This window comes from Aliiroseovarius marinus (assembly GCF_004360145.1).
GTDB lineage: Bacteria > Pseudomonadota > Alphaproteobacteria > Rhodobacterales > Rhodobacteraceae > Aliiroseovarius > Aliiroseovarius marinus.
Window position 1 is genome coordinate 37,170 of the sequence record NZ_ML178713.1, and the last position, 25,604, is coordinate 62,773.

24 protein-coding genes are annotated in these 25,604 nt (G+C 60.0%); 19 read left to right on the top strand and 5 right to left on the bottom strand.

Annotated features, from left to right (window positions below):
* Nucleotides 1-27 precede the first annotated feature (27 nt).
* The 3 genes from EOL43_RS03630 (at nucleotide 28) to EOL43_RS03640 (ending at nucleotide 2,993) form a co-directional block, all read left to right on the top strand.
* Nucleotides 28-924, top strand: a complete 897-nt coding sequence (locus tag EOL43_RS03630; protein WP_133485664.1) for a LysR family transcriptional regulator — start codon at nucleotides 28-30, stop codon at nucleotides 922-924.
* 106 nt (nucleotides 925-1,030) lie between these two features.
* On the top strand, nucleotides 1,031-2,164 hold the full coding sequence (locus EOL43_RS03635; protein ID WP_133485666.1) for a DUF8173 domain-containing protein: 1,134 nt from the start codon (nucleotides 1,031-1,033) through the stop codon (nucleotides 2,162-2,164).
* A gap of 100 nt (nucleotides 2,165-2,264) precedes the next feature.
* Nucleotides 2,265-2,993 carry an esterase/lipase family protein gene (locus EOL43_RS03640; protein WP_240686448.1) on the top strand — a complete coding sequence of 243 codons (729 nt, stop codon included), beginning with the start codon at nucleotides 2,265-2,267 and terminating at the stop codon, nucleotides 2,991-2,993.
* A 38-nt stretch (nucleotides 2,994-3,031) separates the two neighbouring features.
* On the opposite strand, the gene hemN is transcribed toward EOL43_RS03640, so the two are convergent.
* Complete coding sequence (gene hemN, locus EOL43_RS03645) at nucleotides 3,032-4,387, bottom strand: oxygen-independent coproporphyrinogen III oxidase (RefSeq protein ID WP_133485670.1); 1,356 nt, start codon at nucleotides 4,385-4,387, stop codon at nucleotides 3,032-3,034.
* A 78-nt stretch (nucleotides 4,388-4,465) separates the two neighbouring features.
* Here hemN and fnrL point away from each other — a divergent pair, with 78 nt between their 5' ends.
* The gene (gene fnrL / locus EOL43_RS03650; RefSeq protein ID WP_133485672.1) at nucleotides 4,466-5,206 is read left to right on the top strand and encodes a transcriptional regulator FnrL; all 741 of its coding nucleotides are present in this window, start codon (nucleotides 4,466-4,468) and stop codon (nucleotides 5,204-5,206) included.
* Nucleotides 5,207-5,223: 17 nt separating this feature from the next.
* On the opposite strand, the gene EOL43_RS03655 is transcribed toward fnrL, so the two are convergent.
* Nucleotides 5,224-6,045 carry a universal stress protein gene (locus EOL43_RS03655; protein WP_338068764.1) on the bottom strand — a complete coding sequence of 274 codons (822 nt, stop codon included), beginning with the start codon at nucleotides 6,043-6,045 and terminating at the stop codon, nucleotides 5,224-5,226.
* A 231-nt stretch (nucleotides 6,046-6,276) separates the two neighbouring features.
* Here EOL43_RS03655 and ccoN point away from each other — a divergent pair, with 231 nt between their 5' ends.
* From ccoN to ccoS, 8 genes are all read left to right on the top strand, one after another.
* Entirely contained in the window at nucleotides 6,277-7,878 is a 1,602-nt protein-coding gene (gene ccoN / locus EOL43_RS03660) for a cytochrome-c oxidase, cbb3-type subunit I (protein ID WP_133485676.1), read from the top strand.
* A 14-nt stretch (nucleotides 7,879-7,892) separates the two neighbouring features.
* Nucleotides 7,893-8,627, top strand: a complete 735-nt coding sequence (ccoO, locus tag EOL43_RS03665) for a cytochrome-c oxidase, cbb3-type subunit II (RefSeq protein ID WP_133485679.1) — start codon at nucleotides 7,893-7,895, stop codon at nucleotides 8,625-8,627.
* 12 nt (nucleotides 8,628-8,639) lie between these two features.
* Entirely contained in the window at nucleotides 8,640-8,816 is a 177-nt protein-coding gene (locus EOL43_RS03670; RefSeq protein WP_133485681.1) for a cbb3-type cytochrome c oxidase subunit 3, read from the top strand.
* A gap of 35 nt (nucleotides 8,817-8,851) precedes the next feature.
* Nucleotides 8,852-9,724 (top strand): cytochrome-c oxidase, cbb3-type subunit III, encoded by an 873-nt coding sequence (gene ccoP, locus EOL43_RS03675; RefSeq protein WP_133485683.1) that lies wholly within the window; start codon nucleotides 8,852-8,854, stop codon nucleotides 9,722-9,724.
* 393 nt (nucleotides 9,725-10,117) lie between these two features.
* Entirely contained in the window at nucleotides 10,118-11,530 is a 1,413-nt protein-coding gene (gene ccoG / locus EOL43_RS03680; protein WP_133485685.1) for a cytochrome c oxidase accessory protein CcoG, read from the top strand.
* 2 nt (nucleotides 11,531-11,532) lie between these two features.
* The gene (locus tag EOL43_RS03685; protein WP_133485687.1) at nucleotides 11,533-12,018 is read left to right on the top strand and encodes a FixH family protein; all 486 of its coding nucleotides are present in this window, start codon (nucleotides 11,533-11,535) and stop codon (nucleotides 12,016-12,018) included.
* A gap of 33 nt (nucleotides 12,019-12,051) precedes the next feature.
* On the top strand, nucleotides 12,052-14,247 hold the full coding sequence (locus EOL43_RS03690) for a heavy metal translocating P-type ATPase (protein ID WP_133485689.1): 2,196 nt from the start codon (nucleotides 12,052-12,054) through the stop codon (nucleotides 14,245-14,247).
* 4 nt (nucleotides 14,248-14,251) lie between these two features.
* Nucleotides 14,252-14,413, top strand: a complete 162-nt coding sequence (ccoS, locus tag EOL43_RS03695) for a cbb3-type cytochrome oxidase assembly protein CcoS (protein ID WP_133485691.1) — start codon at nucleotides 14,252-14,254, stop codon at nucleotides 14,411-14,413.
* Here ccoS and EOL43_RS03700 read toward each other — a convergent pair.
* Together EOL43_RS03700 and EOL43_RS03705 are read right to left on the bottom strand one after the other, a co-directional pair.
* Nucleotides 14,410-15,015, bottom strand: a complete 606-nt coding sequence (locus tag EOL43_RS03700) for a response regulator transcription factor (protein ID WP_166636194.1) — start codon at nucleotides 15,013-15,015, stop codon at nucleotides 14,410-14,412. The genes ccoS and EOL43_RS03700 overlap by 4 nt on opposite strands.
* A 174-nt stretch (nucleotides 15,016-15,189) precedes the next feature.
* The gene (locus EOL43_RS03705) at nucleotides 15,190-15,792 is read right to left on the bottom strand and encodes an arylesterase (protein ID WP_240686449.1); all 603 of its coding nucleotides are present in this window, start codon (nucleotides 15,790-15,792) and stop codon (nucleotides 15,190-15,192) included.
* A gap of 78 nt (nucleotides 15,793-15,870) precedes the next feature.
* On the opposite strand from EOL43_RS03705, the gene EOL43_RS03710 reads away from it, so the two are divergent.
* Both EOL43_RS03710 and EOL43_RS03715 read left to right on the top strand, forming a co-directional pair.
* Nucleotides 15,871-16,539: an ABC transporter ATP-binding protein gene (locus tag EOL43_RS03710; protein ID WP_133485695.1), complete on the top strand. Its 669-nt coding sequence runs from the start codon at nucleotides 15,871-15,873 to the stop codon at nucleotides 16,537-16,539.
* Nucleotides 16,536-19,058 carry an ABC transporter permease gene (locus tag EOL43_RS03715; RefSeq protein ID WP_240686450.1) on the top strand — a complete coding sequence of 841 codons (2,523 nt, stop codon included), beginning with the start codon at nucleotides 16,536-16,538 and terminating at the stop codon, nucleotides 19,056-19,058. The genes EOL43_RS03710 and EOL43_RS03715 overlap by 4 nt, the downstream gene beginning before the upstream one ends.
* Before the next feature lie 77 nt (nucleotides 19,059-19,135).
* On the opposite strand, the gene EOL43_RS03720 is transcribed toward EOL43_RS03715, so the two are convergent.
* Nucleotides 19,136-20,416, bottom strand: coding sequence for an acetylornithine deacetylase/succinyl-diaminopimelate desuccinylase family protein (locus EOL43_RS03720; protein ID WP_205669515.1), 1,281 nt, complete (start codon nucleotides 20,414-20,416; stop codon nucleotides 19,136-19,138).
* A 202-nt stretch (nucleotides 20,417-20,618) separates the two neighbouring features.
* On the opposite strand from EOL43_RS03720, the gene EOL43_RS03725 reads away from it, so the two are divergent.
* The 5 genes from EOL43_RS03725 to EOL43_RS03745 all read left to right on the top strand — a co-directional run bounded on the left by EOL43_RS03725 (nucleotide 20,619) and on the right by EOL43_RS03745 (nucleotide 25,310).
* Nucleotides 20,619-21,695: a coiled-coil domain-containing protein gene (locus tag EOL43_RS03725; RefSeq protein WP_133485697.1), complete on the top strand. Its 1,077-nt coding sequence runs from the start codon at nucleotides 20,619-20,621 to the stop codon at nucleotides 21,693-21,695.
* 88 nt (nucleotides 21,696-21,783) lie between these two features.
* On the top strand, nucleotides 21,784-21,990 hold the full coding sequence (locus EOL43_RS03730) for a hypothetical protein (RefSeq protein ID WP_133485699.1): 207 nt from the start codon (nucleotides 21,784-21,786) through the stop codon (nucleotides 21,988-21,990).
* Nucleotides 21,983-23,149 carry a hypothetical protein gene (locus EOL43_RS03735; RefSeq protein WP_133485700.1) on the top strand — a complete coding sequence of 389 codons (1,167 nt, stop codon included), beginning with the start codon at nucleotides 21,983-21,985 and terminating at the stop codon, nucleotides 23,147-23,149. The genes EOL43_RS03730 and EOL43_RS03735 overlap by 8 nt, the downstream gene beginning before the upstream one ends.
* A gap of 32 nt (nucleotides 23,150-23,181) precedes the next feature.
* Nucleotides 23,182-23,382 (top strand): hypothetical protein, encoded by a 201-nt coding sequence (locus EOL43_RS03740; RefSeq protein WP_133485702.1) that lies wholly within the window; start codon nucleotides 23,182-23,184, stop codon nucleotides 23,380-23,382.
* Nucleotides 23,379-25,310: an ATP-binding protein gene (locus EOL43_RS03745; RefSeq protein WP_133485704.1), complete on the top strand. Its 1,932-nt coding sequence runs from the start codon at nucleotides 23,379-23,381 to the stop codon at nucleotides 25,308-25,310. Before EOL43_RS03740 ends, EOL43_RS03745 begins: the two co-directional genes overlap by 4 nt.
* Nucleotides 25,311-25,604: the final 294 nt, after the last annotated feature.

The window sequence follows — 25,604 nt, forward strand, 5'->3', positions numbered from 1 at the left end:
CGTATGTATCTAATTAAGAGATAGGTCATGGTTTCCCAAGATGGTCTAACGGCGTTCATGCTGGCTGCAGAACTCGGGTCTTTTTCAGCGGCGGCGCGGCGGATGGGGAAGGTGCAATCCGCTGTCTCCACCGCGATTGCCAATCTTGAAATCGATACGGGCGTCACGCTGTTCGATCGCTCCGGGCGTTTGCCGGTTCTGACGGATGAGGGGCGGGCGCTCTTGCCCTATGCGCGTGCAATTTCCTTGGGGCAGAAAGAGCTGATGGCCAAGGCCGGGTCGCTGTCCGAAGGGATCGAACACCGGTTAAGCGTGGCCATCGAACAGGGATTGAGCCTGCCGCCGGTTCTGGATGCGCTTGCTGAATTTGCCCAGACCTTCCCGACGGTCGAGCTTGAACTGCTGTCCCCGGGGATGAACGACACGCCCGAGCTTTTGATCTCGGGCCGTACCGATCTGGGCCTGATGACTGAACAGGAAAGCTATCCGCTGGGGTTCCAGTTTCGCGGTGTCGGACATGCCGCGCATATTATTGTATGTGCACCTGAACACCCGCTTGCCGGGGCGCAGCCTGTCGGTTTGGGCGCGCTGAGGGAGCATCGGCAGATTGTGCTGCACAGTCGTTCGCAGGGGCGGGACGGGTCCGTTCTTGCCGAAAAAAGCCCTATGCTGTGGGAGGCTGAGAACCCAAACCTGATCGTCGAGATGGTGCTGTCTGGCCTTGGCTGGGCCGAACTTCCTTACGCCGTTGTCCACACCCAGATCGCGCAGGGGAAACTGATCCGGCTGGCGACCAGTTTTCAGCAGAGTGACGATCTGGCAGGTGTGGATGTGGTCTGGACGGAACGCCGCGGATTGGGCGCCGCAGGCAGCTGGTTGCGTGATCGCCTGATGTCGCTACCGCAGGACGCGTGGCGGGGTTGAGGTTCCGACCGGAAATCCATTGGAATTCTCACGATCCTCTCTTACAAATCCGGTGATACCTCCTATGTTAAGGTTGATAACATCATTCAATTGGCAAGGGACAGCCATGTTTCGTTCATTCATTCTTCTGTGCGCCACACTGATCGCAACCCCCACCTTCGCGGACGAGGTCTATCGCTTTGGCGATGACGCTTATATAGCGGGCGATAATGTCACCCTGTCGGGCGAGGCCGTGGATGACGCCTTTGTGGTGGGCAACACGATTGTGGTTTCGGCCCCGGTAAGCGGTAGCGCCCATGCGGGTGGCCGGTCGGTGTCGATTTCGGCCCCGGTGGGGCAGAGCCTTTATGCGGCAGGGATGAACGTGAATGTTTCGGCCCCGGTTGGCGGCGACGCACAGCTTCTGGGCGACACCGTTCTGGTCACCGCGCCGATCTCGGGCGATCTGCGCCTTGGTGCGCAGCGGGCCGAGATTACGGCGTCCATTGGCGATGATGCACTGATCGCGGCAGAACATATCCTGCTGACCGAAACCATCGCGGGCGATGCTAGCCTGTCCACGAAAACCATTAGCTTTGGCGAGAACGCCCGCATCGAAGGCACGCTATATCTCTATGCGGACGACCCCGAAGCGATTGAAATCCCGGCCCATGTTGTGCCCGCGGATCGGATCGAGCGTCACGACGCCGATGCATTTGATCCGACAGCAGACCCTGAAGGTGGCGCGACCGTAGACACCAGCGGCGGCTGGAGTTCGTGGCTTGGTGGCAAAGTGACCTCGATCCTGATCCTGACCGCGCTGGCGACGTTGATTGCAGCTTTGGCGCCGGGTTTCCTGATGAATCTGCGCGAGCGCACGTTGGAGACCCCGATGCGTGCCTTGTGGATGGGCTTCTTGTCGATCTCGGCGTTGGCCGGGTCGCTGTTCCTGTTTGCCTTGACGGGCTATGGCATCCTGCTGGTTCCGGCCTCGATCGTGCTGGCGGTGCTTCTGGGCGTCGCGGGCTATGTGATTGGCAGCTATATTCTGGGCGTAGGCGTGATGAGCGCGCTCAGCCGCCCGTTGCCAGAAACCCTGTCCGAACGCGCCATCGCGGCGGCTGTGGGTGCGGTGGCTGTGACGCTGCTGGCCTTGATCCCCGTGATCGGCTGGATCGGCGTGCTGGCGGTTGCGATTGCCGGGGCAGGGGCGCTGATCATCCGCTGGTTCGCACCGGGCTTTTATACCGAGCTGCGCTAAACTGCGCCCATCGGGCACGCGTCTGGCCTATCGGCTCGAACCCCCGTTTTGATACGAGTATCCTGAAGCCATGAGAGTAACCGCTTTTATAGCCGTTGTGATGACGCTTGTCGGCGCGCTTCCCGCCCATGCGGATTGCGTGGTGCTGCTGCATGGGCTTGCGCGATCCGCGTCGTCCATGTGGGTGATGGAGGAGGCGTTGGAGGCCGAGGGGTATAAGGTCATCAACCTTGGCTATCCGTCGACCAAGGCCGAGATTCCTGTTTTGGCAAATACGGCCATCCCCCCTGCGGTCGCGGAGTGTGGGGACGAAAGGCTGCACTTTGTCACCCACTCGATGGGCGGCATCCTAGTGCGCGTCTGGTTGGACGATAATCACCCTGAAAATCTAGGGCGCGTCGTGATGCTAGCCCCGCCCAACCAGGGCTCGCAACTGGTAGATGAATTTGCCGAGCTGGAGCCGTTCGAGTGGATCAACGGCCCTGCCGGGTTGCAGCTGGGCACGGGGCAGGATTCGGTGCCCAACCAAACGGGCCGCGCCCAGTTTGAACTGGGCGTGATCGCGGGTAACCGGTCGTTGAACCCAATCTATTCAGCGGTGATTGACGGAGCGGATGACGGGAAGGTCTCGGTCGAAAGCACGCGGGTCGAGGGGATGGATGACCACATCACCCTTCCTGTGACCCACACGTTCATGATGGTGAACCCGCTGGTCATCACGCAGGTCGAAAACTTTTTGCGCGATGGCGCGTTTGAACACGGGCTGACGCTGGCCGACGTGCTGGATCGGATTGCCGTCGAAGCGGGCTATCGCAAGAAAACACCGTAACGGGATTTGCCGCCCGCCAAATAAAGGTCAGGCGGCGGTTAAACCGCCTGACTATGTCCGCTTTCATTCATCTCGTAGGCGTCGAAGTGACGCGCGATGATGCGTGCAAGCGGGCGGGAATCGTCGCGGATCGTCAGAACGTTGTCGACCAGATCCGTCGTGCCGGGCATCGCAGTCTCAAGCCCGCTGACCCAGTCCAGTAGGGTCTCAATGGGAAGTGATTGCTCTTTCGCCAGCGCGGCCAGATCGGCGCGGAAATAGCACAGAAGCTCTTCGATCACGCGGCCCCGTGCGATGTCGTCGCCTTTGAACGCGTGGCCTTTGGCGGCGGTCAGCTTGCCGTCGCGCGCGGCGGCCTGATATTTCGCGGTGGCGGGCTGGTTCTGTACGTAACCTTGCGGATAGCGCGCGATCGAACTTGCGCCGACACCCATCAGCACCTCGGATGCGTCTTCGGTATAGCCTTGGAAGTTCCGCTTCATTGTCCCCGCTTTGTGTGCTTTCGCCAGCCCGTCCGAGGGTAGGGCAAAGTGGTCGATGCCGATCTCGTCATAGCCAGCCGCCACGAACAGGTCGCGGGCGGTGTTGAACAGATCCAAACGTTCTTCGGCCGAGGGCAAGGCCTCGGTCGGGATCAGGGTTTGGCGGCGTGCCATCCACGGAACGTGGGCATAGCCGAACAGGGCAACCCGATCCGGGCCAAGGCTGATCAGCTTTTCAACCGAATCCGTAATCCGCGCGATGTTCTGATGCGGCAGACCATACAGGATATCCATGTTCAGACTGTCGATCCCGCGCGCGCGCAAGCCATCGACGGCCTCTTTCGTCACTTCATAGCTTTGCGGACGGCCAATGACCTCTTGGATCATCGGATCGAAATCCTGAACACCGATCGAGGCGCGGTTCATGCCAGCCGCCGCCAGTGCGTCCAGACGGGCGTCGTCGACTTCGGATGGATCAATCTCGACCGAGAACTGCGCGCCTTCGGCAAGCGGCATCGTGTTCAGAATGGCATCGGTCAGATCCGAGATCATCTCGGGCTGCAGCAGGGTAGGCGTGCCGCCACCCCAATGCAGATGCTCGATCTCGATCCCCGGGGCGAGCAGCGATTTGATCGTCGCAAGCTCGGCCTTCAGGCTGTCCACATAGGCAGCCACGGGTTCAGCCGTCGATGTGCCCTGCGTACGACAGGCGCAGAACCAGCACAGGCGGCGGCAAAACGGGATGTGGACATACAGCGAAACCTTGTTGCCCGACGGGATCGCGCTGATCCATTTGGCAAGCGTCTCGGGACCGAAGCCTGCCTTGAAATGCGGGGCGGTCGGGTAGCTGGTGTAGCGGGGCACGCGCGCGTCAAAAAGACCGAGGCGTTTCAGTTGCGTAAGTGTCTGCATTCGAATACGCTGTAACACCAAACGCGCCGCATACTTTGATCAGGATCAAAGCAAGATACTTCTCTTGTTCAGGAAACCATGAACGATACCAGTTTCAACCCCAGGGATTGCGGAACGTGTCCGATTCGCCACCGTGCCGTGTGTTCGCGCTGCGAACCGGATGAGTTGGAGCATCTGGACGACATCAAGTACTACCGCACCTATGAAGCAGGCCAGCCCGTTATCTGGGCCGGTGACCCGATGGAGTTTGTGGCCAGCGTGGTCACCGGGATCGCAACCCTGAGCCAAACAATGGAAGACGGGCGGACCCAGATGGTCGGCCTGCTGCTGCCGTCGGACTTCATTGGCCGTCCGGGGCGCGAGCAAGCGCCGTTTGACGTGGTTGCCGTCACCGACCTCACCCTGTGCTGTTTCCGTAAGAAACCGTTTGAGGATCTGATGGGCTCGACCCCGTCGATCGGCGGACGGTTGTTGCAAATGACCTTGGACGAGCTGGACAGCGCGCGGGAATGGATGCTGGTTCTGGGCCGCAAAACCGCACGTGAAAAGATTGCCAGCCTTCTGATGATCATCGCGCGCCGCGATGCTGCGCTGCACAAGCGTCTTCCCAAGGATGGGATGGAGTTCGATCTGCCGCTGACGCGCGAAGCGATGGCGGACTATCTTGGTCTGACGCTGGAAACGGTCAGCCGCCAGATTTCGGCGTTGAAAAAGGCCGGGGTAATCATTCTTCAGGGTAAGCGCCAAGTGCAAATCCCCGACCTGCAAAGACTGGTGTCCGAGACCGGGGATGATGTGGACGGCGGTCACATTTTCTGAACCGCCGCCCGCTGTTCTTAGTGGGCCATCAGCACCGGAACCTCAGCAATTTCAAGCATATGTCGGGTCGCGCCGCCCAGAATGCTCTCGCGGAAGCGCGAGTGACCATAGGCGCCCATCACGATCAGGTCTGCATTCTTGTCGCTGGCGTGACGGTTCAGGATGTCCGCGATACGCGGCATGGTTTTTGCCAAAACCGAGACCTCGGCCCGGACGCCGTGACGTGCCAGCATCTGGCTAAGCGCACCGCCCGGATCCGATCGCTCGGGCCCGTGCTGAGGCGGATCTATGACGGCGATCGAGATCGATTCGGCGGCTTTCAGGAACGGCATGGCCGCGCGAATCGCGCGCAGCGATTCGGGGCTTTCGTTCCACGCGATCACAACACTGGTAGGGGCCTGCGTCAGCGACACGTCATCTGGCAGCACAAGAACCGGGACACCGCCGTCGAACATAGCACTTTCGATGATGGCCTCGTCACTGTGGCCGCGACCTTCGCCGTAGGGGCGGGGCAGGATGACCAGATCCGCGAATCGAGACCGGTGCGAGACCACATGGTTCAGTGTAACCGATTGAGTGGCCAGCGCCGTGGTCGACCAAGGCATCACGTTTGACGACAGAATTTGCCGGATATTTTGCTCTAGCGCTTCGATGTCTTCGCGGACCTGCGCCAAGTTATCCTGCACCACCATTGCGGAGGCGCCAGCATAGTAAAACCCCTGCTGAGACGGGTCTATGCCAAGGCACAAAGCGTCAAGATGCGCGTCGAACCGCTCGGACAGGCAACGCGCGGTGTCCAACGCAGGGCGGAACAGCGTGTCATCTGTTATGATTGTCATAATCGTTTTGTAGTCCATGTCAGGCCTCCAGCGAATGTCACTAAAAGGGTGCCAAGCCTTCCCCTGTGACGCTTTGACATGGGTCAAGCGTCGAAAACTGCGCAGGTGCGGCAAGTTTTGACATGGATCAAGGCGAGGGGCTGGGGTTAAGTCCAAACCGACGAAAGTCGATAGGTGCCCCGAGTCTATTTAGGGTCAAGTGGGCACAAGACAATGACGAAGGGACGCAAAATGTGGGATTACCTCAAACTGGTGATTTTCGCGCTGATAACAGTATTGGCCGCAATCGCCGCTAGCTATGCCCGCGACGTAGCCTACCAAGTACACGCTATTCTGGTAGTTCTGATCGCGGCTGGCCTGTTCGTTTACACGCTGAGAGGCATTGGAAGCGAAAAGGTCGTTGAAACCGGATATATGGATGGGCCTATTCGCGTAGGTGCTGCCTTGACCGCCTTCTGGGGCGTCGTAGGCTTCTTGGTCGGGACGTTCATCGCGTTCCAGCTGGCCTTTCCTGAACTGAACTTTGCCTGGGCCGAAGGCTATCTGAACTTTGGTCGCCTGCGCCCGCTGCACACCTCGGCAGTGATTTTTGCGTTTGGTGGTACGGCACTGATCACCAGCTCGTTCTACGTGGTACAGCGTACCTCGGGTGCGCGCCTTTGGGGCGGCAACCTGGCGTGGTTCGTGTTCTGGGGCTATCAGATCATGATCCTGCTGGCCGCAACCGGCTATCTGCTGGGTGCTACCCACGGTAAAGAATACGCTGAACCCGAATGGTACATCGACCTGTGGCTGACCATCGTTTGGGTGGCTTACCTGCTGGTGTTCCTGGGCACGCTGATGAAGCGCAAAGAGCCGCACATCTACGTTGCCAACTGGTTCTTCCTGTCCTTCATCGTCACCGTTGCCATGCTGCACGTTGTGAACAACCTGGCTGTTCCCGTGTCGATCTTCGGTTCGAAATCGGTACAGCTGTTCGCAGGTGTTCAGGACGCAATGACCCAGTGGTGGTACGGCCACAACGCTGTGGGCTTCTTCCTGACCGCTGGCTTCCTGGGCATGATGTACTACTTCGTTCCGAAGCAGGCTGAACGCCCGGTCTTCTCGTACAAACTGTCGATCATCCACTTCTGGGCTCTGATCTTCCTGTACATCTGGGCTGGTCCGCACCACCTGCACTACACCGCTCTGCCGGATTGGGCTTCGACCCTTGGTATGGTGTTCTCGATCGTACTGTGGATGCCCAGCTGGGGTGGTATGATCAACGGTCTGATGACCCTGTCGGGTGCATGGGACAAACTGCGCACCGACCCGGTGATCCGTATGATGGTTGTGTCCATCGGCTTCTACGGCATGTCGACCTTCGAAGGTCCGATGATGTCGATCCGCGCCGTGAACTCGCTGTCGCACTACACTGACTGGACCATTGGTCACGTACACTCGGGTGCTCTGGGCTGGAACGGCATGATCACCTTCGGGATGCTGTACTTCCTGGTCCCCAAACTGTGGAACCGTGCAGGCCTTTACAGCCTGAAACTGGTCAGCTGGCACTTCTGGCTCGCCACCATCGGCATCGTTCTCTATGCCGCGTCGATGTGGGTAACCGGTATCATGGAAGGCCTGATGTGGCGTGAAGTTGATGCGCAAGGCTTCCTGGTGAACTCGTTCGCTGACACCGTTGCCGCGAAGTTCCCGATGTATGTGGTCCGTGGCCTGGGCGGGGTTCTGTTCCTCGGTGGTGCTCTGATCATGTGCTACAACCTCTGGATGACCGTGAAGCGTGCACCGGCTGCTGAAGCAGCAGGCGACGCAGCTGCGGCTCCGGCCGAATAAGGAGGGAATGACTAATGGGAATTCTCGACAAACACGTAGTTCTTGAAAAGAACGCAACGCTTCTTCTGGTCGGTAGCCTTCTGGTTGTGACCGTGGGTGGCATCGTAGAGATCGCACCGCTCTTCTACCTCGAAAACACCATCGAGGATGTGGAAGGCGTGCGCCCCTACTCGCCGCTCGAGCTTGAGGGCCGGAACATCTATATCCGCGAGGGCTGCTATGTCTGTCACTCGCAGATGATCCGCCCGATGCGTGACGAAGTAGAGCGTTACGGCCACTACAGCCTTGCAGCTGAAAGCCAGTACGACCACCCGTTCCAGTGGGGCTCGAAGCGGACGGGGCCTGACCTTGCCCGCGTCGGTGGCCGCTACTCGGACGAATGGCATGTGGATCACCTTGTTGATCCGCAGTCGGTCGTGCCGGAATCGGTGATGCCGAAATACGCTTTCCTTTTGGATAAGCTGATCGAGCCGAAATACATCCAGGATGTGATGAAGACGAACCGGATCGTAGGTGTACCTTACACCGACGAACAGATCGCAAATGCGGAAGCAGACTGGCTGAGCCAGGCTGACCCGGATGGCGACAATTCGGACGTCGACGCGCTCCAGGCACGCTATCCGAAAGCGCAGGCGCGCAACTTCGATGGCAAGCCGGGTGTGTCCGAAATGGACGCTCTGATCGCCTATATGCAGATGTTGGGTACTCTGGTCGACTTCTCGACCTTCACGCCTGACGCAAGCCGGTAAGGAGTAGGGATGATGGATACCTATAGCATTATGCGAGCCTTCGCTGACAGCTGGTTCCTGATCGCGATGTTCGCCTTTTTCATCGGGGCAGCTCTGTTTGCGTTCCGCCCGGGATCGAACAAGGTCCACAAGGACATCGCGAACATCCCGTTCCGCCATGAAGACAAACCTGCCGGTGACCGGGACTAAGTTCCCGGGCGCTCAGCTCAAAAGGAGTTGCGGCAATGAGTAAAAAACCTGTTGAAAAGAAAGATCCCGATACGACGGGTCACGAGTGGGACGGCATTCAGGAGTTCAACAACCCGCTGCCCCGTTGGTGGGTCTGGGTGTTCTACCTGACGATCGTCTGGGGTATCTGGTACACTATCGCCTATCCTGCATGGCCGTTGATCAAAGGGGCCACCGCTGGTTACCTTGGGTTCTCGACCCGTGCGGAAGTTGCGGCAGAGATCGACCGTTTCAAGGGCATGAACAGCGAACTGGAGGCCCAACTGGCATCCGCTGACCTGAACACGCTCACCCCCGGTTCGGATCTGCACAACTACGCCATTCAGTCGGGCCGTGCGACCTTCGCCACCTGGTGTTCGCAGTGTCACGGTTCGGGTGCAGCTGGCAACGTTGGGTACCCCAACCTCTTGGACAATGACTGGCTCTGGGGCGGCACGTTGGAAGACATCCAGATGACGGTTGCCTACGGCATCCGCTCTGAAGACAACGACGACACCCGTTATTCGGAAATGCCCGCTTTCGGTGACGACTATCTGAGCGACGAAGAAATCGCACAGGTTGTGGCCTACGCCATGTCGCTGTCGCCGGTGACCAAGGACGCCGCTGACATGTCGCTGGTTGCTGACGGTGCTGTGGTCTACGCCGACAACTGTTCGTCCTGCCACATGGAAGACGGCACGGGTGACCGTACCCAGGGTGCGCCTAACCTGACCGACGCCATCTGGCTGTTCGGTGACGACAAAGCGGCAATCACCGCGGTCGTTTCGGAAGGCCCCTACGGCGTTATGCCGGCCTGGAGCGGCAAGCTGACCGACAGCCAGATCAACGCTGTGTCGGCTTACATCCACCAGCTGGGCGGCGGCGAATAAGCCCCGGCCACTGGCCCACAATATTCGTCCAAGCGTCCGCGCTCGGACGGCCCAAGATCCGGGGCCTCACTCCCCGGTCAAAGGCACCGACCTCTGATCCTGTTCGCGCGTTTCTCCGAGGTCGGTGCCGACAAATTTCGAAACCCGGGTGCTTCGCGCTCGGGTTTCTTTTTTGGGAGAAGGGAATCAAATTGGCATGCGCAATTCGGAATTTGTTCACTTTCCCTGCGACCTTTTTGCACTGCGACACTGTGCAAACTCGTCCTTTCTCAGGGGCTTAGATAGGCAGTCTGTGAAAGCCTTCAGCGAAAAGTCTTGATCCACATCAAGGCTTAGATCTGGAATAGTTCCTAAGTGGAACCTCAAGCGAAACACAGGATCCGAGAAACAGTCATGTCTGACGCCCCCGAACAGCTATACGCCCCGCGCGAGCCAGTCTTCCCCAAACGGGTGAAAGGCACCTTCCGTAGCCTCAAGTGGTGGATCATGGGGATCACCCTTGGCATCTACTATCTTGCCCCGTGGATCCGTTGGGATCGTGGCCCGAACCTGCCCAATCAGGCGATCCTTGTGGATATGGCTGACCGCCGGTTCTACTTCTTCTGGATCGAAATCTGGCCGCACGAGTTCTATTTCATCGCAGGGCTTCTGATCATGGCCGGGCTTGGGCTCTTCCTATTTACCTCGGCCGCGGGGCGTGTGTGGTGTGGCTATGCCTGCCCGCAGACCGTCTGGACCGACCTGATGATCCTTGTGGAGCGCTGGATCGAGGGCGACCGCAACGCGCGCATTCGTCTGCACCGCCAGAAATGGAATGCCGAGAAGATCCGCAAGCGTCTGGTGAAGTTTATTGCGTGGATCCTGATCGCCGTCGCAACCGGCGGCGCATGGGTGTTTTACTTTGCGGATGCGCCGACGCTGATGATGGATCTTCTAACCATGCAGGCACATCCAATCGCGTATTCGACCATTCTGGTGCTGACCCTGACCACCTTCTTCTTCGGCGGCATCGCGCGTGAACAGATCTGTATCTACGCCTGCCCCTGGCCGCGCATTCAGGCCGCAATGATGGACGAAGATACCATCACAATCGCCTATCGCGAGTGGCGTGGCGAGCCGCGCGGCAAAGGTAAGAACCGTGATGATCTGGGCGATTGTATCGACTGTAATGCTTGCGTGAACGTCTGCCCGATGGGGATCGACATTCGTGACGGGCAGCAGCTGGAATGCATCACCTGTGCGCTGTGCATCGACGCTTGCGACGAGATGATGGCGAAGGTCGGTAAGGAACGCGGCCTGATCGACTATCTTGCGCTAAAGGACGAAACGCACGAGCGCGCCGGAAACCAGAAGATCCCGGTAATGAAGCACCTGCTGCGTCCGCGCACCATCCTGTACACCTCGCTTTGGACGCTGGTTGGTGTCGCACTGACCGTGGCCGTGTTTGCGCGTCCCAAGGTGGATGTCACCATTCGTCCGGTACGCAACCCCACCTATGTAACGCTGTCGGACGGCTCGATCCGCAACACCTATGACGTGGGCGTTCGCAACCGACACGGCGAAGAATGGCCTTACTATTTCACCCTGACCGATGGCAGCCCCCTGACGGTAGAACTGGAAGGCACCGACAAACTTGTGCTAGTAGCTCCGCCTGATACCGAGGCCAAACAGCGTGTCTATGTTGTCGCGCCTCCGGGTACGGAAGCCGCCAAGCTTGACCGCTCTGAGCTGCGCATCTGGGTCGTGGATGGCGTGACCGGAGACCGTGCCCACCTTGACACGATCTTTAACGGAAGAGGGCGCTGACCATGGCTGAGAAGTCCGAGAAGAAAGAGTTCGAACTGACGGGCAAACACGTGCTGGCCATCGTGGTCACCGCATTCTCGATCATCATCGCAGTGAATGTTTTCATGGCCTATTCGGCCGTGGGGACATTCCCCGGGCTCGAGACTAAGAACTCGTATGTTGCCAGCCAGAAGTTTGACGCCCAGCGTGAAGCTCAAGAGGGGCTTGGCTGGGACGTTGCCGCCCGGATCGAAGGCGAAACTCTGGTGCTGGACATCAAGGACGTGAACGGCGACCCCGTGACCGTCACCTCGCTTTACGGCCTTCTGGGCCGGGCGACCCATGTGAACGAAGATCAAGAGCCCGAGTTCACCCAAAGCTCGACCGGCGCCTATGTCGCGCAGGTGGGCAAGCTGGGCGAGGGCAACTGGAACCTGCGGATGAATGCGGTGGCGGAAGACGGCACCAGCTTTCAGCAACGGATTCCGATCTATCTGAAGGCCAACTAGGCCTTCATCTGACGCGCGAACAAGGAATACATCATGGCTGCTCCGATCTCTGCCTGTCCGGCCTGTGACGCTGCCCCCCTTGCAGAAGAGCAAGCGGGCAAGGGCTATCGCGGCAATGGAATGGAAGCGAAGCGGATCATGCTGTCGCTGCCCCAGATTTATTGTGCGGCCTGTATCGCGGGCGTAGAGCGTGGTCTGGCGAAGCAGGACGGCGTGCGGGCTGCGCGCGTGAACCTGACCTTGAAACGCGCCGTTGTGGATGTCGACCCGGATGTCGAAGCGCAGACACTGGCCGACTATCTGACCGGCATCGGGTTTGAAGCTTACGAACTGGACCCGGGGCAGCTAAAGGCAACCGCCACGGATAAGCACGGCAAAGACCTTCTGATGCGTCTGGGCGTGTCGGGCTTTGCGATGATGAACGTGATGCTGCTGAGTGTCGCGGTCTGGTCGGGCGCCACCGACGCCACGCGCGATCTGTTCCACTGGATCAGCGCGGGTATCGCCATTCCGACCGTTGGCTTCTCAAGCCAGGTGTTTTTCAAATCCGCTTGGTCGGCCCTTCGGGTGCGCCGTCTGAACATGGACGTGCCGATCTCGCTGGCGATCCTTCTGGCGCTGGGCATGTCGATTTACGAGACGATGCATTCGGGCGCACATGCCTATTTCGATGCGGCCCTGTCGCTGACCTTCTTCCTGCTGGCGGGCCGCTATTTGGACTACCGCACCCGTGCTGTTGCCCGGTCTGCCGCCGAAGAACTGGCCGCACTGGAAGTGCCCCGCGCGTTGCGTGTGGTGGATGGCCAAGCCGACGAACAAGTGCCTGTCTCTGAATTGGAGCCGGGCCACATTGTACGCGTCGTGCCGGGATCGCGTGTCCCCGTGGATGGGATCGTCACGGGCGGCGAAAGCGAGCTGGACCGTTCGCTTCTGACCGGGGAAAGCCTGCCTGTGGCGGCGTCGCCGGACAGCATCGTGTCAGCGGGTGAAGTCAACCTGACTGGCCCCCTGACCGTGCGCGTGACGGCTGCTGGCCGTGACAGCTCTTTGCACCGGATGGCCGATCTGGTCGCCATCGCGGAAACCGCGCGCAACCGCTATACCTCGCTCGCGGACAAGGCCGCTGCGGTCTATGCGCCCGTGGTGCACCTTCTGTCCTTCGCGGCCTTCCTATTCTGGTTCTGGTATTCCGGCGACTGGCGCATGTCGATGAACATTGCCGTGGCCACCCTGATCATCACCTGTCCCTGTGCGCTGGGCCTTGCTGTGCCTGCTGTGACCACCGCCGCCTCGGGCCGGTTGTTCAAGCAAGGCATGCTTTTGAAATCCGCCACCGCGATGGAGCGTCTGGCCGAGGTTGATCACGTCGTTTTCGACAAGACCGGCACGCTGACCGAAGGCAAGCCCGCGCTGGATGCGCTGGCCCGTCACAAGGACCGCGACCTGCAAGTGGCGCTTGCGCTGGCCGAAGGCTCCAGCCACCCGCTGGCACAATCCCTGACCCAAGCCGCCCGCGCTGCTGGCGTGCAGCCCGCCGAAGTGGCGCAAGTGACCGAGGTTCCGGGCAAGGGCATCGAGGGTCAGTGGAATGGCAAAACCGTCCGCCTTGGCCGCGCCGAATGGCTGGGTGCCAATGCTGTTGGGCAGACCGCAACGTATCTGTCGATTTCGGGCGCGAAACCCGTGGCCTTCACCTTCACCGACGCGCTGCGTCCGGGCGTCGAGGAAGCCATCACCGCCCTGAAAGCCAAGGGGATGGGCGTCACGCTGATTTCAGGTGATGTGCCCGCCGCCGTGGCCGACATCGCGGGCCGCGTGGGCATCGAGGACTGGAAAGCCGACACGCTGCCTGAAGACAAAGCTGAATTCGTGGCCCGTCTGGGCAAATCGGGCCGAAAGGTGCTGATGGTTGGCGACGGCCTGAACGATACGGCGGCACTGGCCGCGGCCCACGTCTCGATCTCGCCCGCTTCCGCGCTTGAAGCCGCCCGCGTGGTGTCTGACATCGTGCTTCTGGGCAAATCGATGGAGCCGCTCTCGGGCGCGATCGACATGTCCAAATCGGCCACCCGCCGGATCAAGGAAAACTTCGCGATCGCCGCAGGCTATAATGCCATCGCCATTCCGGTTGCCTTGATGGGCTTTGCGACGCCACTGGCAGCAGCCCTTGCCATGTCGACCTCGTCGGTGACAGTATCGCTGAACGCTTTGCGTCTGAAGAAAGGCTAAGCCGATGAACGTCCTTGTCTACCTGATCCCGATTTCCCTGCTGCTTGGCGGGCTGGGTCTGGCTGCGTTCTTCTGGACCTTGAAGACGGAACAATATGACGATCCCGATGGGGATGGTCAGCGTATTCTCAGCGATCGGTGGGACGACAAGCCGCCGGAAGATTAAACGATCCCGTTGCGCAGCGCGATCATCGCGGCATGGGTGCGGTTTTTCGCGCCCAGCTTGGTGATGATCGACCGCATATGCATCTTCACGGTGACTTCCTGAATGCCAAACATGTGGGCGATTTCCTTGTTCTGACGGCCTGCGCACAGGCTGTCCAGAATCTGAATCTCGCGCCGCGAGAGACCGGTCTCGCCCTGATCAAGGTTTGGCTTGTGCGCGATGGGGTAAACCATCAGGCCAAGGTCTTCGCCGATCAAGGTCAGGATGCTGGCCAACGCGGTTTCCGAGATCTCGACCGGCGCCCCCGCACACGCCCCCGTGCGGAGCGCCTGCCTAAGCAGATCCACTTCCTTCTCGGGCAGCAAAAGTGCGACCGCCAAACGTTTGTCGCGCCGACACAGTTTTTCGATGGTCTTCAGACCTCCGAGATCGGGAAGCCGATAGTCGATGATGGCACAATCAAAACCGGGCGCTTTCCCAAGTGCGTCCAAGGCGCGCTGCATGGTATCAAACCCGGATGGAGTCGGAATGTCGCAAATGCCAGCGGCAGCAAGCACCGTGCGCCGGAGCGCAGGATCGTCTGTGGCAAACAATAGTTTCATAGCGGCGCTCCGCACCTTGGCAGCGGCAAGAATGGCCCGACCTGCCATAACGGGTCGCTGTATTGGCAATGCCAACAAGACCCGCATAGGTGTCTCGAAAATTAGGAGTTATGCGGATCGCCCGTCAGAAAAACCGCGAATTTACGTGCGCCAAGCACGTGCGCAGTCAGTGAATTATCGCACTAAGGATACCACAGAAGGGACTATTTTGTCCACAATCAGGGCGACGCCTTGCGGGTTCGGGTGCAGCCCGTCTGCCTGAAGATACAAGCGCCGCGCGTCGGCAAATGACCCGGCCGAGGCAATGCCATCCAGGAAATTCGGGAACAGATCGACGCTGAATTCCTGAGCAAGATCTGGGAAAACCTGCTCGAAATCAGCGCGATAGCCTTCGCCAAAATTGGACGAGGCAAGAACGCCGATCAGCAGGGTGGGAATGCCCTTGTCCTGCAGTTCTGTCAGGATCGCGGCAAGATTGCGCTGCGTTTCGTCCGGCGAGATCCCGCGCAGCATGTCATTGCCGCCAAGTGCGACCATGGCAACGTCGATGTCGTCTGTCAGGATCCAGCCAAGGCGCGCGGCCCCTCCAGCCGAGGTGTCCCCGGATACGCCCGCATTCACCACTTGGACGTCCAGACCTTGCTGGATCAGCGCGGCTTCCAGTTGGGGAACGAAGCCTTCACCCTGCGGCAAGCCATAGCCCGCTGTCAGACTGTCCCCCAGCGCCAGAATCTTGGTGGTTTCCGCTTGCGCAGCGCTGGTCATGAAAACTGTCACGAAAAGCCCCTTGAGACCGCGGGCGAAAACCCCATATGCAGCTGATATCATGCCATTCTCCTAAAGAAGGTCCGCCCCATGACGACCCCGGTTCTTTCCCTGCGCGACGTGCGCCTGACGCTTGGCAATAATGCAGGCCGGACCGAGATCCTCAAGGGCATTGACCTAAATGTGACCACCGGCGAGACCGTGGGCCTGACCGGGCCGTCTGGCTCGGGTAAATCCTCGCTGCTCATGCTGATGGGCGGGTTGGATCAGGCCACAGGTGGGGCCGTTTTGGCGCTGGGTCAAGACCTTGGTGCGATGAACGAAGACCGGCTGGCGCGGTTTCGGCGCGACCACATGGGTGTGGTGTTTCAGTCCTTCCATCTGATCCCCACCATGACAGCGCTAGAGAACGTCGCAACTCCGCTGGAGCTGGCCGGCGTATCCGACGCCTTCGACCGCGCCACGCAAGAGCTTGAGGCCGTGGGCCTGTCCCATCGTCTGCACCACTATCCCAGCCAAATGTCGGGCGGCGAACAGCAACGCGTCGCGCTTGCCCGCGCAGCAGCCCCCCGTCCCGAGATCCTTCTTGCCGACGAACCCACCGGCAATCTGGATGGTGCCACCGGGGCAGCCATTATGGACCTGCTCTTTGGTTTACGCGACCGTCACGGCTCGACCCTGATCCTCGTCACCCACGCGCCCGAACTGGCCGAGCGCTGCGACCGCGTGGTTCATATCCAAGACGGGCGGCTTGCATGATCCAGAACGTAGCAATGGCATGGCGCCTGACCCGGCGCGAGCTGCGCGGCGGGATCAAGGGCTTCCGCATCTTCCTCGCCTGCCTGATCCTTGGTGTCGCCGCTATCGCCGCTGTCGGTTCGGTGCGCGAGGCGTTGCGCGCGGGCCTGTCCAGCCAAGGCGCGGTGCTGTTGGGGGGCGATGCCTCGATTTCATTCACCTATCGCTTTGCCGATGAGGCCGAGTTGGCCATGATCGCTGACGCGGCTGAAGATGTTTCAGTCGTCGCGGATTTCCGATCGATGATCGTGCTGGGCGAGGAGCGCGCCTTGACGCAGGTGAAGGCCGTTGATGACGCCTATCCGCTATACGGGGCGGCGAAATTGGACCCGCCGATGCCGATGGCGACGGCGCTGGACGGCGTGAACGGGCAGCCGGGTATCGTCATGGATGATCTGCTGATCGACCGTCTGGGACTTCAGATCGGAGACAGTCTGACGCTGGGCGAAATCCCCTTCGTCTTGATGGCCGAGCTGGTCAGCGAACCGGATAACGCCACCGGCGGGTTCGGCCTTGGCCCACGCTCGATCCTGCGGCGCTCGGCGCTGGAGGGATCTAGCCTGCTGTCCGAAGGCACGCTGTTTGACAGCCACTATCGCCTGCGCCTGCCGGAAGGCGGTATCGGCCCTGCCTATGGTGCGCTGATGCCGGATCTCGAGCCCAATGGCGCGCGGTGGCAAGACGCCCGCGACGGCGCGCCTGGGATGCGCCGCCTGATCGACCGTCTGGGTGCGTTTCTTGTGTTGGTCGGACTGGCTGGGTTGGCCGTCGGAGGTGTCGGCATCTCGGCCGCGATAAGATCTTATTTGGACGAAAAAACCGGCACCATCGCGATCCTACGTGCCCTCGGCGCTGAACGCCGTGTGATCTTCCTGACTTACTTTCTACAGATCGGCATCCTAACCCTTTTGGGCCTTGCGCTGGGCGTGATCCTTGGTGCGTTGATCCCGGCACTTCTGGTCCCCGTCATCGCGCAATCCCTGCCCGTGTCGGCCGAGCTGACAATCTACCCGCGTCCACTGGCCGAGGCCGCGCTCTACGGTGTTCTTGCGGCGCTGCTCTTCACCCTCTGGCCGCTCGCTCGCACGGAAGAGGTCAAAGCCGCCGACCTGTTCCGCGACGCGGCCCTTGGTTCAAACCGTCTACCGCGACCGTTGTTCATAGGGCTGTGTGTCGCCATTCTGGCGCTGCTGGTCTGGGTCGCCGCGCGGTTCTCGGGCATGCAAGCGCTGGCGATGTGGAGTTTCATTGGCCTTGGCGGGGCCTTCGCCACGCTGGTCCTGACGGGCATCGCCGTGAAATACGCGGCCCGCTGGCTGGGCCACCGCCAAATCCTGCGCCGCGTGCCCACCCTGCGCATGGCCTTCACCGCCGTTGGCGGTCCGGGGGGCGAGGCAGGGGCTGTTGTCCTGTCCCTCGGCCTTGGGCTCGCGGTACTGGCCGCCGTCGGGCAGATCGACAACAACTTGCGCGGTGCGATCTCGCGCGACTTGCCAGACGTGGCCCCAAGTTTCTTCGTTGTGGACATTCAACCCGACCAGATTGAGGCCGTTAAGGTGCGTCTGGACAGCGATCCCTTCGTCAGCCGTATCGACACCGCCCCCATGCTGCGCGGCGTGATCACCCAGATCAACGACCGCCCCGCGCGCGAGGTCGCCGGAGGTCACTGGGTCATCCGGGGCGATCGGGGCCTGACCTACTCTGCAAAACCCACCCGCACGACGGTTGTCGAAGGTGAATGGTGGCCCGAGGACTACCAAGGCCCGCCCCAGATCAGCTTTGCCGCCGAGGAAGCACGCGAGATGGGCATCGGCATAGGAGACCAGCTGACCATCAACATCCTTGGCCGTGACATCACCGGCGAAATCACATCACTGCGCGAGGTGGATTTCAGCCAAGCGGGCATGGGCTTTATCCTGACGATGAACCCCTCGGCGCTGGCAGGCGCTCCTCACAGCTACATCGCGACGATCTATTCCGAGCAGCAGGGCGAGGCCGCAATCCTACGAGACCTCGGCAATGCCCACCCGAACATCACCCTGATTTCGGTCCGTGACGCGATCACCCAGATCACCGGGCTCATGGGGCAGGTGGCCGCCGCGATCACCTATGGCGCACTTGCCACGCTGGTGACTGGTTTTGTGGTGCTGATGGGCGCTGCTGCCGCCGGAGAACGCGCCCGAACTTACGAGGCCGCAATCCTGAAAACCCTCGGCGCGACCCGCGCTGGTATCCTGCTGAACTTCGCCATCCGCTCGGCGGTGCTGGGTGCTGCGGCAGGTGTTGTTGCGGTGGTCGCTGGCGGCATCGCTGGTTGGGCCGTGACCCACTACATCATGGAAGAAAGCTTTGCGTTTGACCTGCCAAATGCCCTTGCCATCGTGTCCGGCGGCGTCCTCGCCACTGTCCTCGCGGGCCTCTTCTTCGCCTACCGTCCGCTATCCGCGAAACCCGCCCGGGTCCTGCGTGCCCGCGAATAACGCCGCATTTTCTTGCCATCAATATCCCGGGGGAGCCTGAGTGGACAACGTCCGGTCGGGCGGGGGCAGCGCCCCCTTTACCCCAGCAGTTCTTTCAACACCAACGCCATCACGCCCGCACTGTCGATCATGTCCTGCACGCCCACCCATTCGTCGGGCTGATGCGCCAGATCCAGAATGCCCGGCCCATAGGCGATGCAGTTCTTCAACTTGCCGATCCGGTCGATATGCTTCTGATCGTATGTGCCCGGACTGACCACATAGGATGGTTGCGCGCCCAACACCTTCTCGATTGCCGCCGCAGTCGAGGTCACAACCGGCGCGTCCTTGTCGGTCATCGTCGGAATGACCTCGTGCATGTCGCGGATCTCGTATTCGAAATTGGGACGTTCGGCGCGGATCGCTTCCAGCATTCGACTGACCTCGGCCTTCACCTCGGTGATATCCTCTTCCATCAGAAAGCGTCGGTCGATCACGATGCGGCAGCGGTCGGCCACACAGGGCGCGGGCAGGCCGGTGAAATCGGGATCCTGTTCCGGCTCGCCGCCGTGGATCGAGTTGATGTTCAGCGTCGATTGCTTCGCACCTTCGGGCACAACGGGCATGTCCGTGTGCTTTGTGGCCAGAAGCGGGAATAGGTGGCGTTCCATCTCTTCCAGCACCGCGCCCATGTGGCGAATGGCGCTGTCGCCAAGGAACGGCATGGAACCGTGGGCAATCCGCCCCTTGGTCTCAATCTCAGCCCACCAAACCCCGCGATGGCCCAGACAGATGCGGTCTTTGTTTAGGGGTTCCGGGATGATCACATGCTGCACGCGGTCCGGGTCAAAATAGCCCTTCTCGGCCAGATAGGCGACGCCGCCAAAGCCGCCGGATTCCTCGTCCGCCGTGGCGCTGATCTCCACCACGCCCGCATGGTCGGGATAAAGCGCGACAAAGGCCTCGGCTGCGATGATCGACGCCGCCAGTCCGCCCTTCATATCGCATGCTCCGCGCCCATAGACCTTGCCGTCTTCCAATTCGCCGCCAAACGGGTCCTTGGTCCAGCCGTGACCCACCTCAACCACATCATGATGACTGTTGAAGTGCACACATTCACCCGGAGCAGATCCTTCGTGACGGCAAATTACGTTCCAGCGCGGATAGTCCGCACTGTCCCCCGGCGTGCCCTCGGCCCGGATCAATTCGACCGCCCACCCCTGCGTACCCATGCGTTCGGCGATATAGGTGCAGATCGTGTGATATTCGCGCCCCGGAGGGTTCAGCGTCGGGATGCGGATCAGGTCTTGGGTCAGCCGGATCAGGTCATCCTGACGGCGTGCGATTTCGGTCAGAAGCGGGTCGATTTTGTCGGTCATGCCAAGACCCTAGGCCCCCCACGCGCGCATCTCAATGGCAGAGTTTCCCCCTGTCGAATTTCGCCGAAAACGCGAAGGAAAACGCTGTTGTGGGTCTTTAAATCGCGGTAAGCTCAACCTAAATGCTAATGTAACAATGATTAACATGCTTCGCACAGGCAGTAAGACCTGACCGAAGATTTGGTGGATAGAAGGAGGGCTCATGTCCAGTTTTGATAAGCAGATTCGTGAAAGCCAAGCACAAGTTGAAGAGGCGCAGGCGAAGATTTCCGAACTGACCACACGGATCGAAACCGCGCGTGCGAAAGCGGCCAGCGGCGAAGATATCTCGATCGACATTGAAAACGCCACGCTGGACGACGTGCACGCCCATACCGAAACGATGAATGCCAACATCGCCGAGCTGATCATGGGGCTGGACGACGTGACCTCGGGTTTCTCAACAGATTTTGACCAGATGCGGTCGAAGACGGGCTGGGAAAGCTTTGTGGGCATCTTTTCGAAAGCTAAATCGGAAAGCATGCGTCAGGAACGGATGCGCACGGCCTCGATCGACGACAAGCTGCAAGAGCTGATCGCGCAGTCGGATAGCATCGTGAACCTTCTGGAAGGTCAGCTCGCCATGCTGAACGAGCAGAAGGAAAAGGTGGGCGCGAACCTGTCCACCACGTTGGACGAGCGCGAAATGACCGTGGGCGAGCTGGAAAGCCTGCGCACCGAGATCCTGGGTATGGACCCCAAGATCATCGAGCTTGAGAACAAGATCGCCAACGAACAGGACGCTGCCAAACGCACGCAGCTGGAAACCGAACTGGCCGACCTGAACAGCCAATACAACGAGATGGTACAGGAAGAGCAAGTGAAGCTCGCCAAGTCGCAGACGCTGGAACGCTATATCGAGAAGGGCAAAACCTGGGTCGACAGCTTGCAGAACCAAGCCGCGACGCAGATGGTGCTGATCAACAAGCTGCAGACCGACACCAAGCAACGCGTGGTGCTGTATGATGCGCTGACCAAATCGTTGAAAACCGCGCAGCAGCAGGACGTTGCCCACCGGATCAACGAAATCGGCGTCGAGACCGACAAGGAAGCCCAAGCCGCGATGGCCGCGATTGGCACGGCAACAAACCAGCGCATGGCCGACATGATGGAAGCCCACGAAGACCAGATGGTCTTTGCCCGCGATGTGCTGGAGCAGAAGGCCAAAGCCGACGAACGCTTCGCCCGCCGCTTCGCCGAGATCGTCGAGAAGCACGACAAGAACCTGTATGGCGGGTGATAGCGTTTAAGGTTGTAGTGCTCGACTGGCGCGGTCGCCCAGAGGGCCGGGCTACGCAGTCATGCCCCAGATCTCGGAGATCAGCATCATGAAGAACGTTGCCGCCGCCCTCGTCTTTGTTGTGGTATTGGTTTTGGCAGTCAGCAGCTTCTTGCCCGAAACCATGCTTCAGCAATTGGGCGGTGTCAGGCGTTCTTGGGGCGGCGCTTTTGGCGTGCTGTTCTTGATTCTAACGCTCGTTGGCGGTTGGGTTTGGATGGTCGACTACAAAAGAAAGCAAAACGAGGATGAGTGACATCAAAACCTCCGAACGTGCCGCGGCCGGTTTCGCCCCCCGCGACCATGCCGAGCTGACGGACACGCAGATCACGCGGCGGTACTTCTCGAAATTCGAGAAGATCACCGCGCATCTGGCTCGTGTGGCGGGGCAGATGGAGGTCGAGGGCAAGTTGAGCCGCGACGAGGTCGATGTGCTCGCCCGGTATCTGATCAAGCTGGGCCTCAGCTTCAAGGCGCTGGCGAACAAGTATCACATGTCCGAAACGGCGTATGGGCTGGGCGGAGCGACGCTGACTTTTGATCGGCGCGACAGCGGGTTTCCGATCCATGCGGAGCTTTTGCAAATGGCGTCCGACGCCGCGCAAGCGGATACGCATCTGAAGGGCATGGCGTCGACCGCCGATCTGAAAAGTCAGATGGTCAGCCAGATCGTCGGCGATCTGAGCGTACCGAAGAAGCTGCAATATGCCCTGTCGCAGCGGCTCTACTACGAGGAGCTTCAGCGCGGAGACCTGTTCTGGCCGCAGATGCATCCGGACGTGATCTGGCGGCGCAATCAGGGCGAGGCGCGCGATCCCCGCCGCGTCTATCTGGCCCATTGGGCGGTCTATGACAGCGAGGTCAACCTACCCACCATCTATCTGATGGAGCTGGAAGACACCGGCCGTACCGCGCTGCCGAAAGATGAACGCCGCTGGCCGCAGGTTCAGTCGCATTTGATGGCGCAGAGCATGGCCGGGCTGCAACTGGTGACCATTGCCACCGGGTTCGACAAGGATTTCGACGACCTGCACCCGAAACGCCTGCGCCGCTTCCATGTCGGCCCGATGTACAGCCACACCTTTACCCGCCAAACCGGCCCCCTGCGCGAGGTGTTGGAGCAGGCGAAAAGCCCGCCCGGCGAAGACTGGGCGCTGGCCTGGACCGTCGAGGAATTGAAAAGCGCGTCGGTGAAGGAAGAGAAATCCGGCTGGTTCGGCAAGGTGGAGCGTCAGGTCTTCGCGCTCGACCCGTTTGCCGGGGCCGGATCGACCATCGGCGCGACCAGCATGGAACGCGCCATCATCATGCCCGAGCGCCCCTTTCAGGTGCTTGCCGAAAAGAACCCTGCCGGGTTCCACGACGTGCGCAAATTTGTTGTCAGCCCGGGTGGGCGTGTTTTGAGCTATCGGTAAAGAAGATGTGCGTTGAGATTGAGATTAACGGGATGGTCGCAGATGACTTGGCCTCGCTTGCCAAATCGGTTGATCAGATTGTTTACGATGATGCTTACGATCCACAAAGGCTCACTCCGGATGCGTGTTTGTGCTGTGTGGATCTACTGGCGACGGCAAGCACGAATGGCTTGCAGGTAATCAAGACCCAAGATCCATTTTATTTGAAGTTTGCGTTTGGAGAAGACAAATGAGCCTGCCTGTTGATCTGATGGAGCTTCGCGAAGAAGAAATCCGCGCGCACTATGCTGCTGCTGCGGGGCATCTGGACGGGTTCGATCACACGCCCCGGATTGCCAAACCGAAGGAAGCGCCCAAGGCGGAACGCAGCCCCGGCATCGGGCGGGCGCGACGGTTTCGGTCGACCACGCCAGGGCTGGTGACACGCTCGACCGCGCGGCCTGAAGGGGTGCATCTGGTTGAACGGATTGAAGGCTCGGACGGTGATGATCCGCTGGTCTCGCCGATGCAGGCGACCGTCCTGCACACACTCCGTCGCGCCATCGCTATTGCACTGGCCGTGGGGGAGGGATTTGCCGAGCAAACCGAATTGGCCGCCCTCCGTCGTGCCAATCTTGAAGGCCGTTTGGGCGCAGACAAGTCCACCGCGTTCTCGGAACTGCTGACCGCCGAGTCTCTGATCGTCCTTTACGTCTTCGGCAACGCAACATCCTATCTGCTGGCCGACCACGCCAGCGAAACCCCGATCGAGGTTGGCGCGGTCGAGGAGATCCTGACCGACAACGCGCCCTTGGCCCTAAACGGAGCGCTGTGGGAACTGGATCAGGAGCTTGCCACCTTCGTGACGTCCGAAGACAAGCTGGTCCCAACCGTTCTGGCCTTTGTCGAACAGTTGATGGAGAAGGTTGCCCTGCGCGCCCAGACCGCCAGTCATCTTGGCCCGTTTACCTCGGCCAACTACCGTGTCGAGGCAGATGATCTGACCATCTCGGGCTTCACGCCGTCCCGCGCCCATCGCGGCTCGAAGCTGACGATGACCTTCAAGAAGCCGCATCAGGTCGTGGGTAACCACATCGCCAAGTACCAAGCGATGAAGCTGGCCAAGATGCTGATGGCCTATGACTTTGACCGCAAGCTGAACCCGTTCGCGGAACTGGGCGGCTTCATCTTCACCTTCATGGGCGACGGCAAGCCGGGCACGGGTAAGACGACGCTCATTCAGATGATGGCCGGGCTGATCAACGATTACTGCGCGGTGGCGGGCTATCCCTTCCGCTATCAGAACTTCGGCATCGACAATATCGACAGCTATCAGGGCAAGTCCGGCCAGAACGCCAAGGCGTTCATCAATAACGTGCTCGACCCCAACGTGATCGGCTTTGGCACGATTGACGACATCGACCAGATCGCGGGCAAACGCGGGGATCGCCAATCCAGCGCGGGCCAGCAAGAGGTCACGGCGGTCCTGATGGAAAGCTTCGCGGGCGCCAACACCGTTGTGCGCGGCAACTGCACCTTCGGCATGTTCTCGAACTATCCCGAGAATGTGGACGATGCCCTGCGCCAACGCGCCGGCGCGCGCTTCTTGGTGGACGGACCGCAGACGCGCGAGGACTATATCGACATCCTGCATCTGCTCATGGGCAAGAACCACGACATTCCGTTGGGGAACCACGACCTATATGGCGCGCAGGAGATCAAATCCGCCGTTGCCCGGTCGTTCGAGGCGCATAACAAGCCGCAGGAAACGGGGCTGATGAACGTCTTTGACAAGGTCTATGACCAGATCGGAGAGCTGGATGACATCGCGAAAATCGGCACCTATCTGAAGGGCATTCAGGAAGCCGACGAACGCTTCACGGGCCGCTCGATCAAGAACATCACCGACGCGGTGAAAGTCCGCGCGATGGATTTTGAACTGCCCGACGAATGGATGGAAAACCCCGAGCTGTTCTTGGTCAAAGACTATGACACCAAGAAAGACATGATTGCCGAACTGCGCGTGCCCATCACCACCGACATGGTGATCCAAGAGGTTAACCGCTACGCCGATTCAGAATTCCGCTATGCCGACAAATCCGACGAGGTCGCGATTGAGGCGATGGTCCGCGATTTCGGCCGTCAGGAAGAGGCGAAGAAGCGGTATTTGGAGGGGAAGTGAGTGGATATGGGCTTCGTCTTTGCAATCGCTGCTATGATCGTTGTCGCGATTGTTGGAGGCATCCTTTCGGGATTTTTCTTCCATCAGTATCTACGGCCCAGAATGTCTACGCAGTTTACAGAAACGTTTGGAACTTCCTTGGGGATCATGTTGTGCACTTTCATAGTGTTCACGCTGATGTGGCAACTCAACCCGGATCCACCAGAAGGAACTGGTAATGGGCCGACCTTTAAAGGGACCGCGATCATGACGGCGTTTTCTGCTTTGCTTTGGCTCCCGCTATACTTGGTTACG

What these genes read in the sequence shown, in the direction of transcription:
- EOL43_RS03630 (WP_133485664.1), top strand. Translation starts at nt 28, where the DNA reads ATGGTTTCCCAAGATGGTCTAACGGCGTTCATGCTGGCTGCAGAACTC.
- EOL43_RS03635 (WP_133485666.1), top strand. Translation starts at nt 1,031, where the DNA reads ATGTTTCGTTCATTCATTCTTCTGTGCGCCACACTGATCGCAACCCCC.
- EOL43_RS03640 (WP_240686448.1), top strand. Translation starts at nt 2,265, where the DNA reads ATGACGCTTGTCGGCGCGCTTCCCGCCCATGCGGATTGCGTGGTGCTG.
- hemN (WP_133485670.1), bottom strand. Translation starts at nt 4,387, where the DNA reads ATGCAGACACTTACGCAACTGAAACGCCTCGGTCTTTTTGACGCGCGC.
- fnrL (WP_133485672.1), top strand. Translation starts at nt 4,466, where the DNA reads ATGAACGATACCAGTTTCAACCCCAGGGATTGCGGAACGTGTCCGATT.
- EOL43_RS03655 (WP_338068764.1), bottom strand. Translation starts at nt 6,045, where the DNA reads ATGACAATCATAACAGATGACACGCTGTTCCGCCCTGCGTTGGACACC.
- ccoN (WP_133485676.1), top strand. Translation starts at nt 6,277, where the DNA reads ATGTGGGATTACCTCAAACTGGTGATTTTCGCGCTGATAACAGTATTG.
- ccoO (WP_133485679.1), top strand. Translation starts at nt 7,893, where the DNA reads ATGGGAATTCTCGACAAACACGTAGTTCTTGAAAAGAACGCAACGCTT.
- EOL43_RS03670 (WP_133485681.1), top strand. Translation starts at nt 8,640, where the DNA reads ATGGATACCTATAGCATTATGCGAGCCTTCGCTGACAGCTGGTTCCTG.
- ccoP (WP_133485683.1), top strand. Translation starts at nt 8,852, where the DNA reads ATGAGTAAAAAACCTGTTGAAAAGAAAGATCCCGATACGACGGGTCAC.
- ccoG (WP_133485685.1), top strand. Translation starts at nt 10,118, where the DNA reads ATGTCTGACGCCCCCGAACAGCTATACGCCCCGCGCGAGCCAGTCTTC.
- EOL43_RS03685 (WP_133485687.1), top strand. Translation starts at nt 11,533, where the DNA reads ATGGCTGAGAAGTCCGAGAAGAAAGAGTTCGAACTGACGGGCAAACAC.
- EOL43_RS03690 (WP_133485689.1), top strand. Translation starts at nt 12,052, where the DNA reads ATGGCTGCTCCGATCTCTGCCTGTCCGGCCTGTGACGCTGCCCCCCTT.
- ccoS (WP_133485691.1), top strand. Translation starts at nt 14,252, where the DNA reads ATGAACGTCCTTGTCTACCTGATCCCGATTTCCCTGCTGCTTGGCGGG.
- EOL43_RS03700 (WP_166636194.1), bottom strand. Translation starts at nt 15,015, where the DNA reads ATGAAACTATTGTTTGCCACAGACGATCCTGCGCTCCGGCGCACGGTG.
- EOL43_RS03710 (WP_133485695.1), top strand. Translation starts at nt 15,871, where the DNA reads ATGACGACCCCGGTTCTTTCCCTGCGCGACGTGCGCCTGACGCTTGGC.
- EOL43_RS03715 (WP_240686450.1), top strand. Translation starts at nt 16,536, where the DNA reads ATGATCCAGAACGTAGCAATGGCATGGCGCCTGACCCGGCGCGAGCTG.
- EOL43_RS03720 (WP_205669515.1), bottom strand. Translation starts at nt 20,416, where the DNA reads ATGACCGACAAAATCGACCCGCTTCTGACCGAAATCGCACGCCGTCAG.
- EOL43_RS03725 (WP_133485697.1), top strand. Translation starts at nt 20,619, where the DNA reads ATGTCCAGTTTTGATAAGCAGATTCGTGAAAGCCAAGCACAAGTTGAA.
- EOL43_RS03730 (WP_133485699.1), top strand. Translation starts at nt 21,784, where the DNA reads ATGAAGAACGTTGCCGCCGCCCTCGTCTTTGTTGTGGTATTGGTTTTG.
- EOL43_RS03735 (WP_133485700.1), top strand. Translation starts at nt 21,983, where the DNA reads ATGAGTGACATCAAAACCTCCGAACGTGCCGCGGCCGGTTTCGCCCCC.
- EOL43_RS03740 (WP_133485702.1), top strand. Translation starts at nt 23,182, where the DNA reads ATGGTCGCAGATGACTTGGCCTCGCTTGCCAAATCGGTTGATCAGATT.
- EOL43_RS03745 (WP_133485704.1), top strand. Translation starts at nt 23,379, where the DNA reads ATGAGCCTGCCTGTTGATCTGATGGAGCTTCGCGAAGAAGAAATCCGC.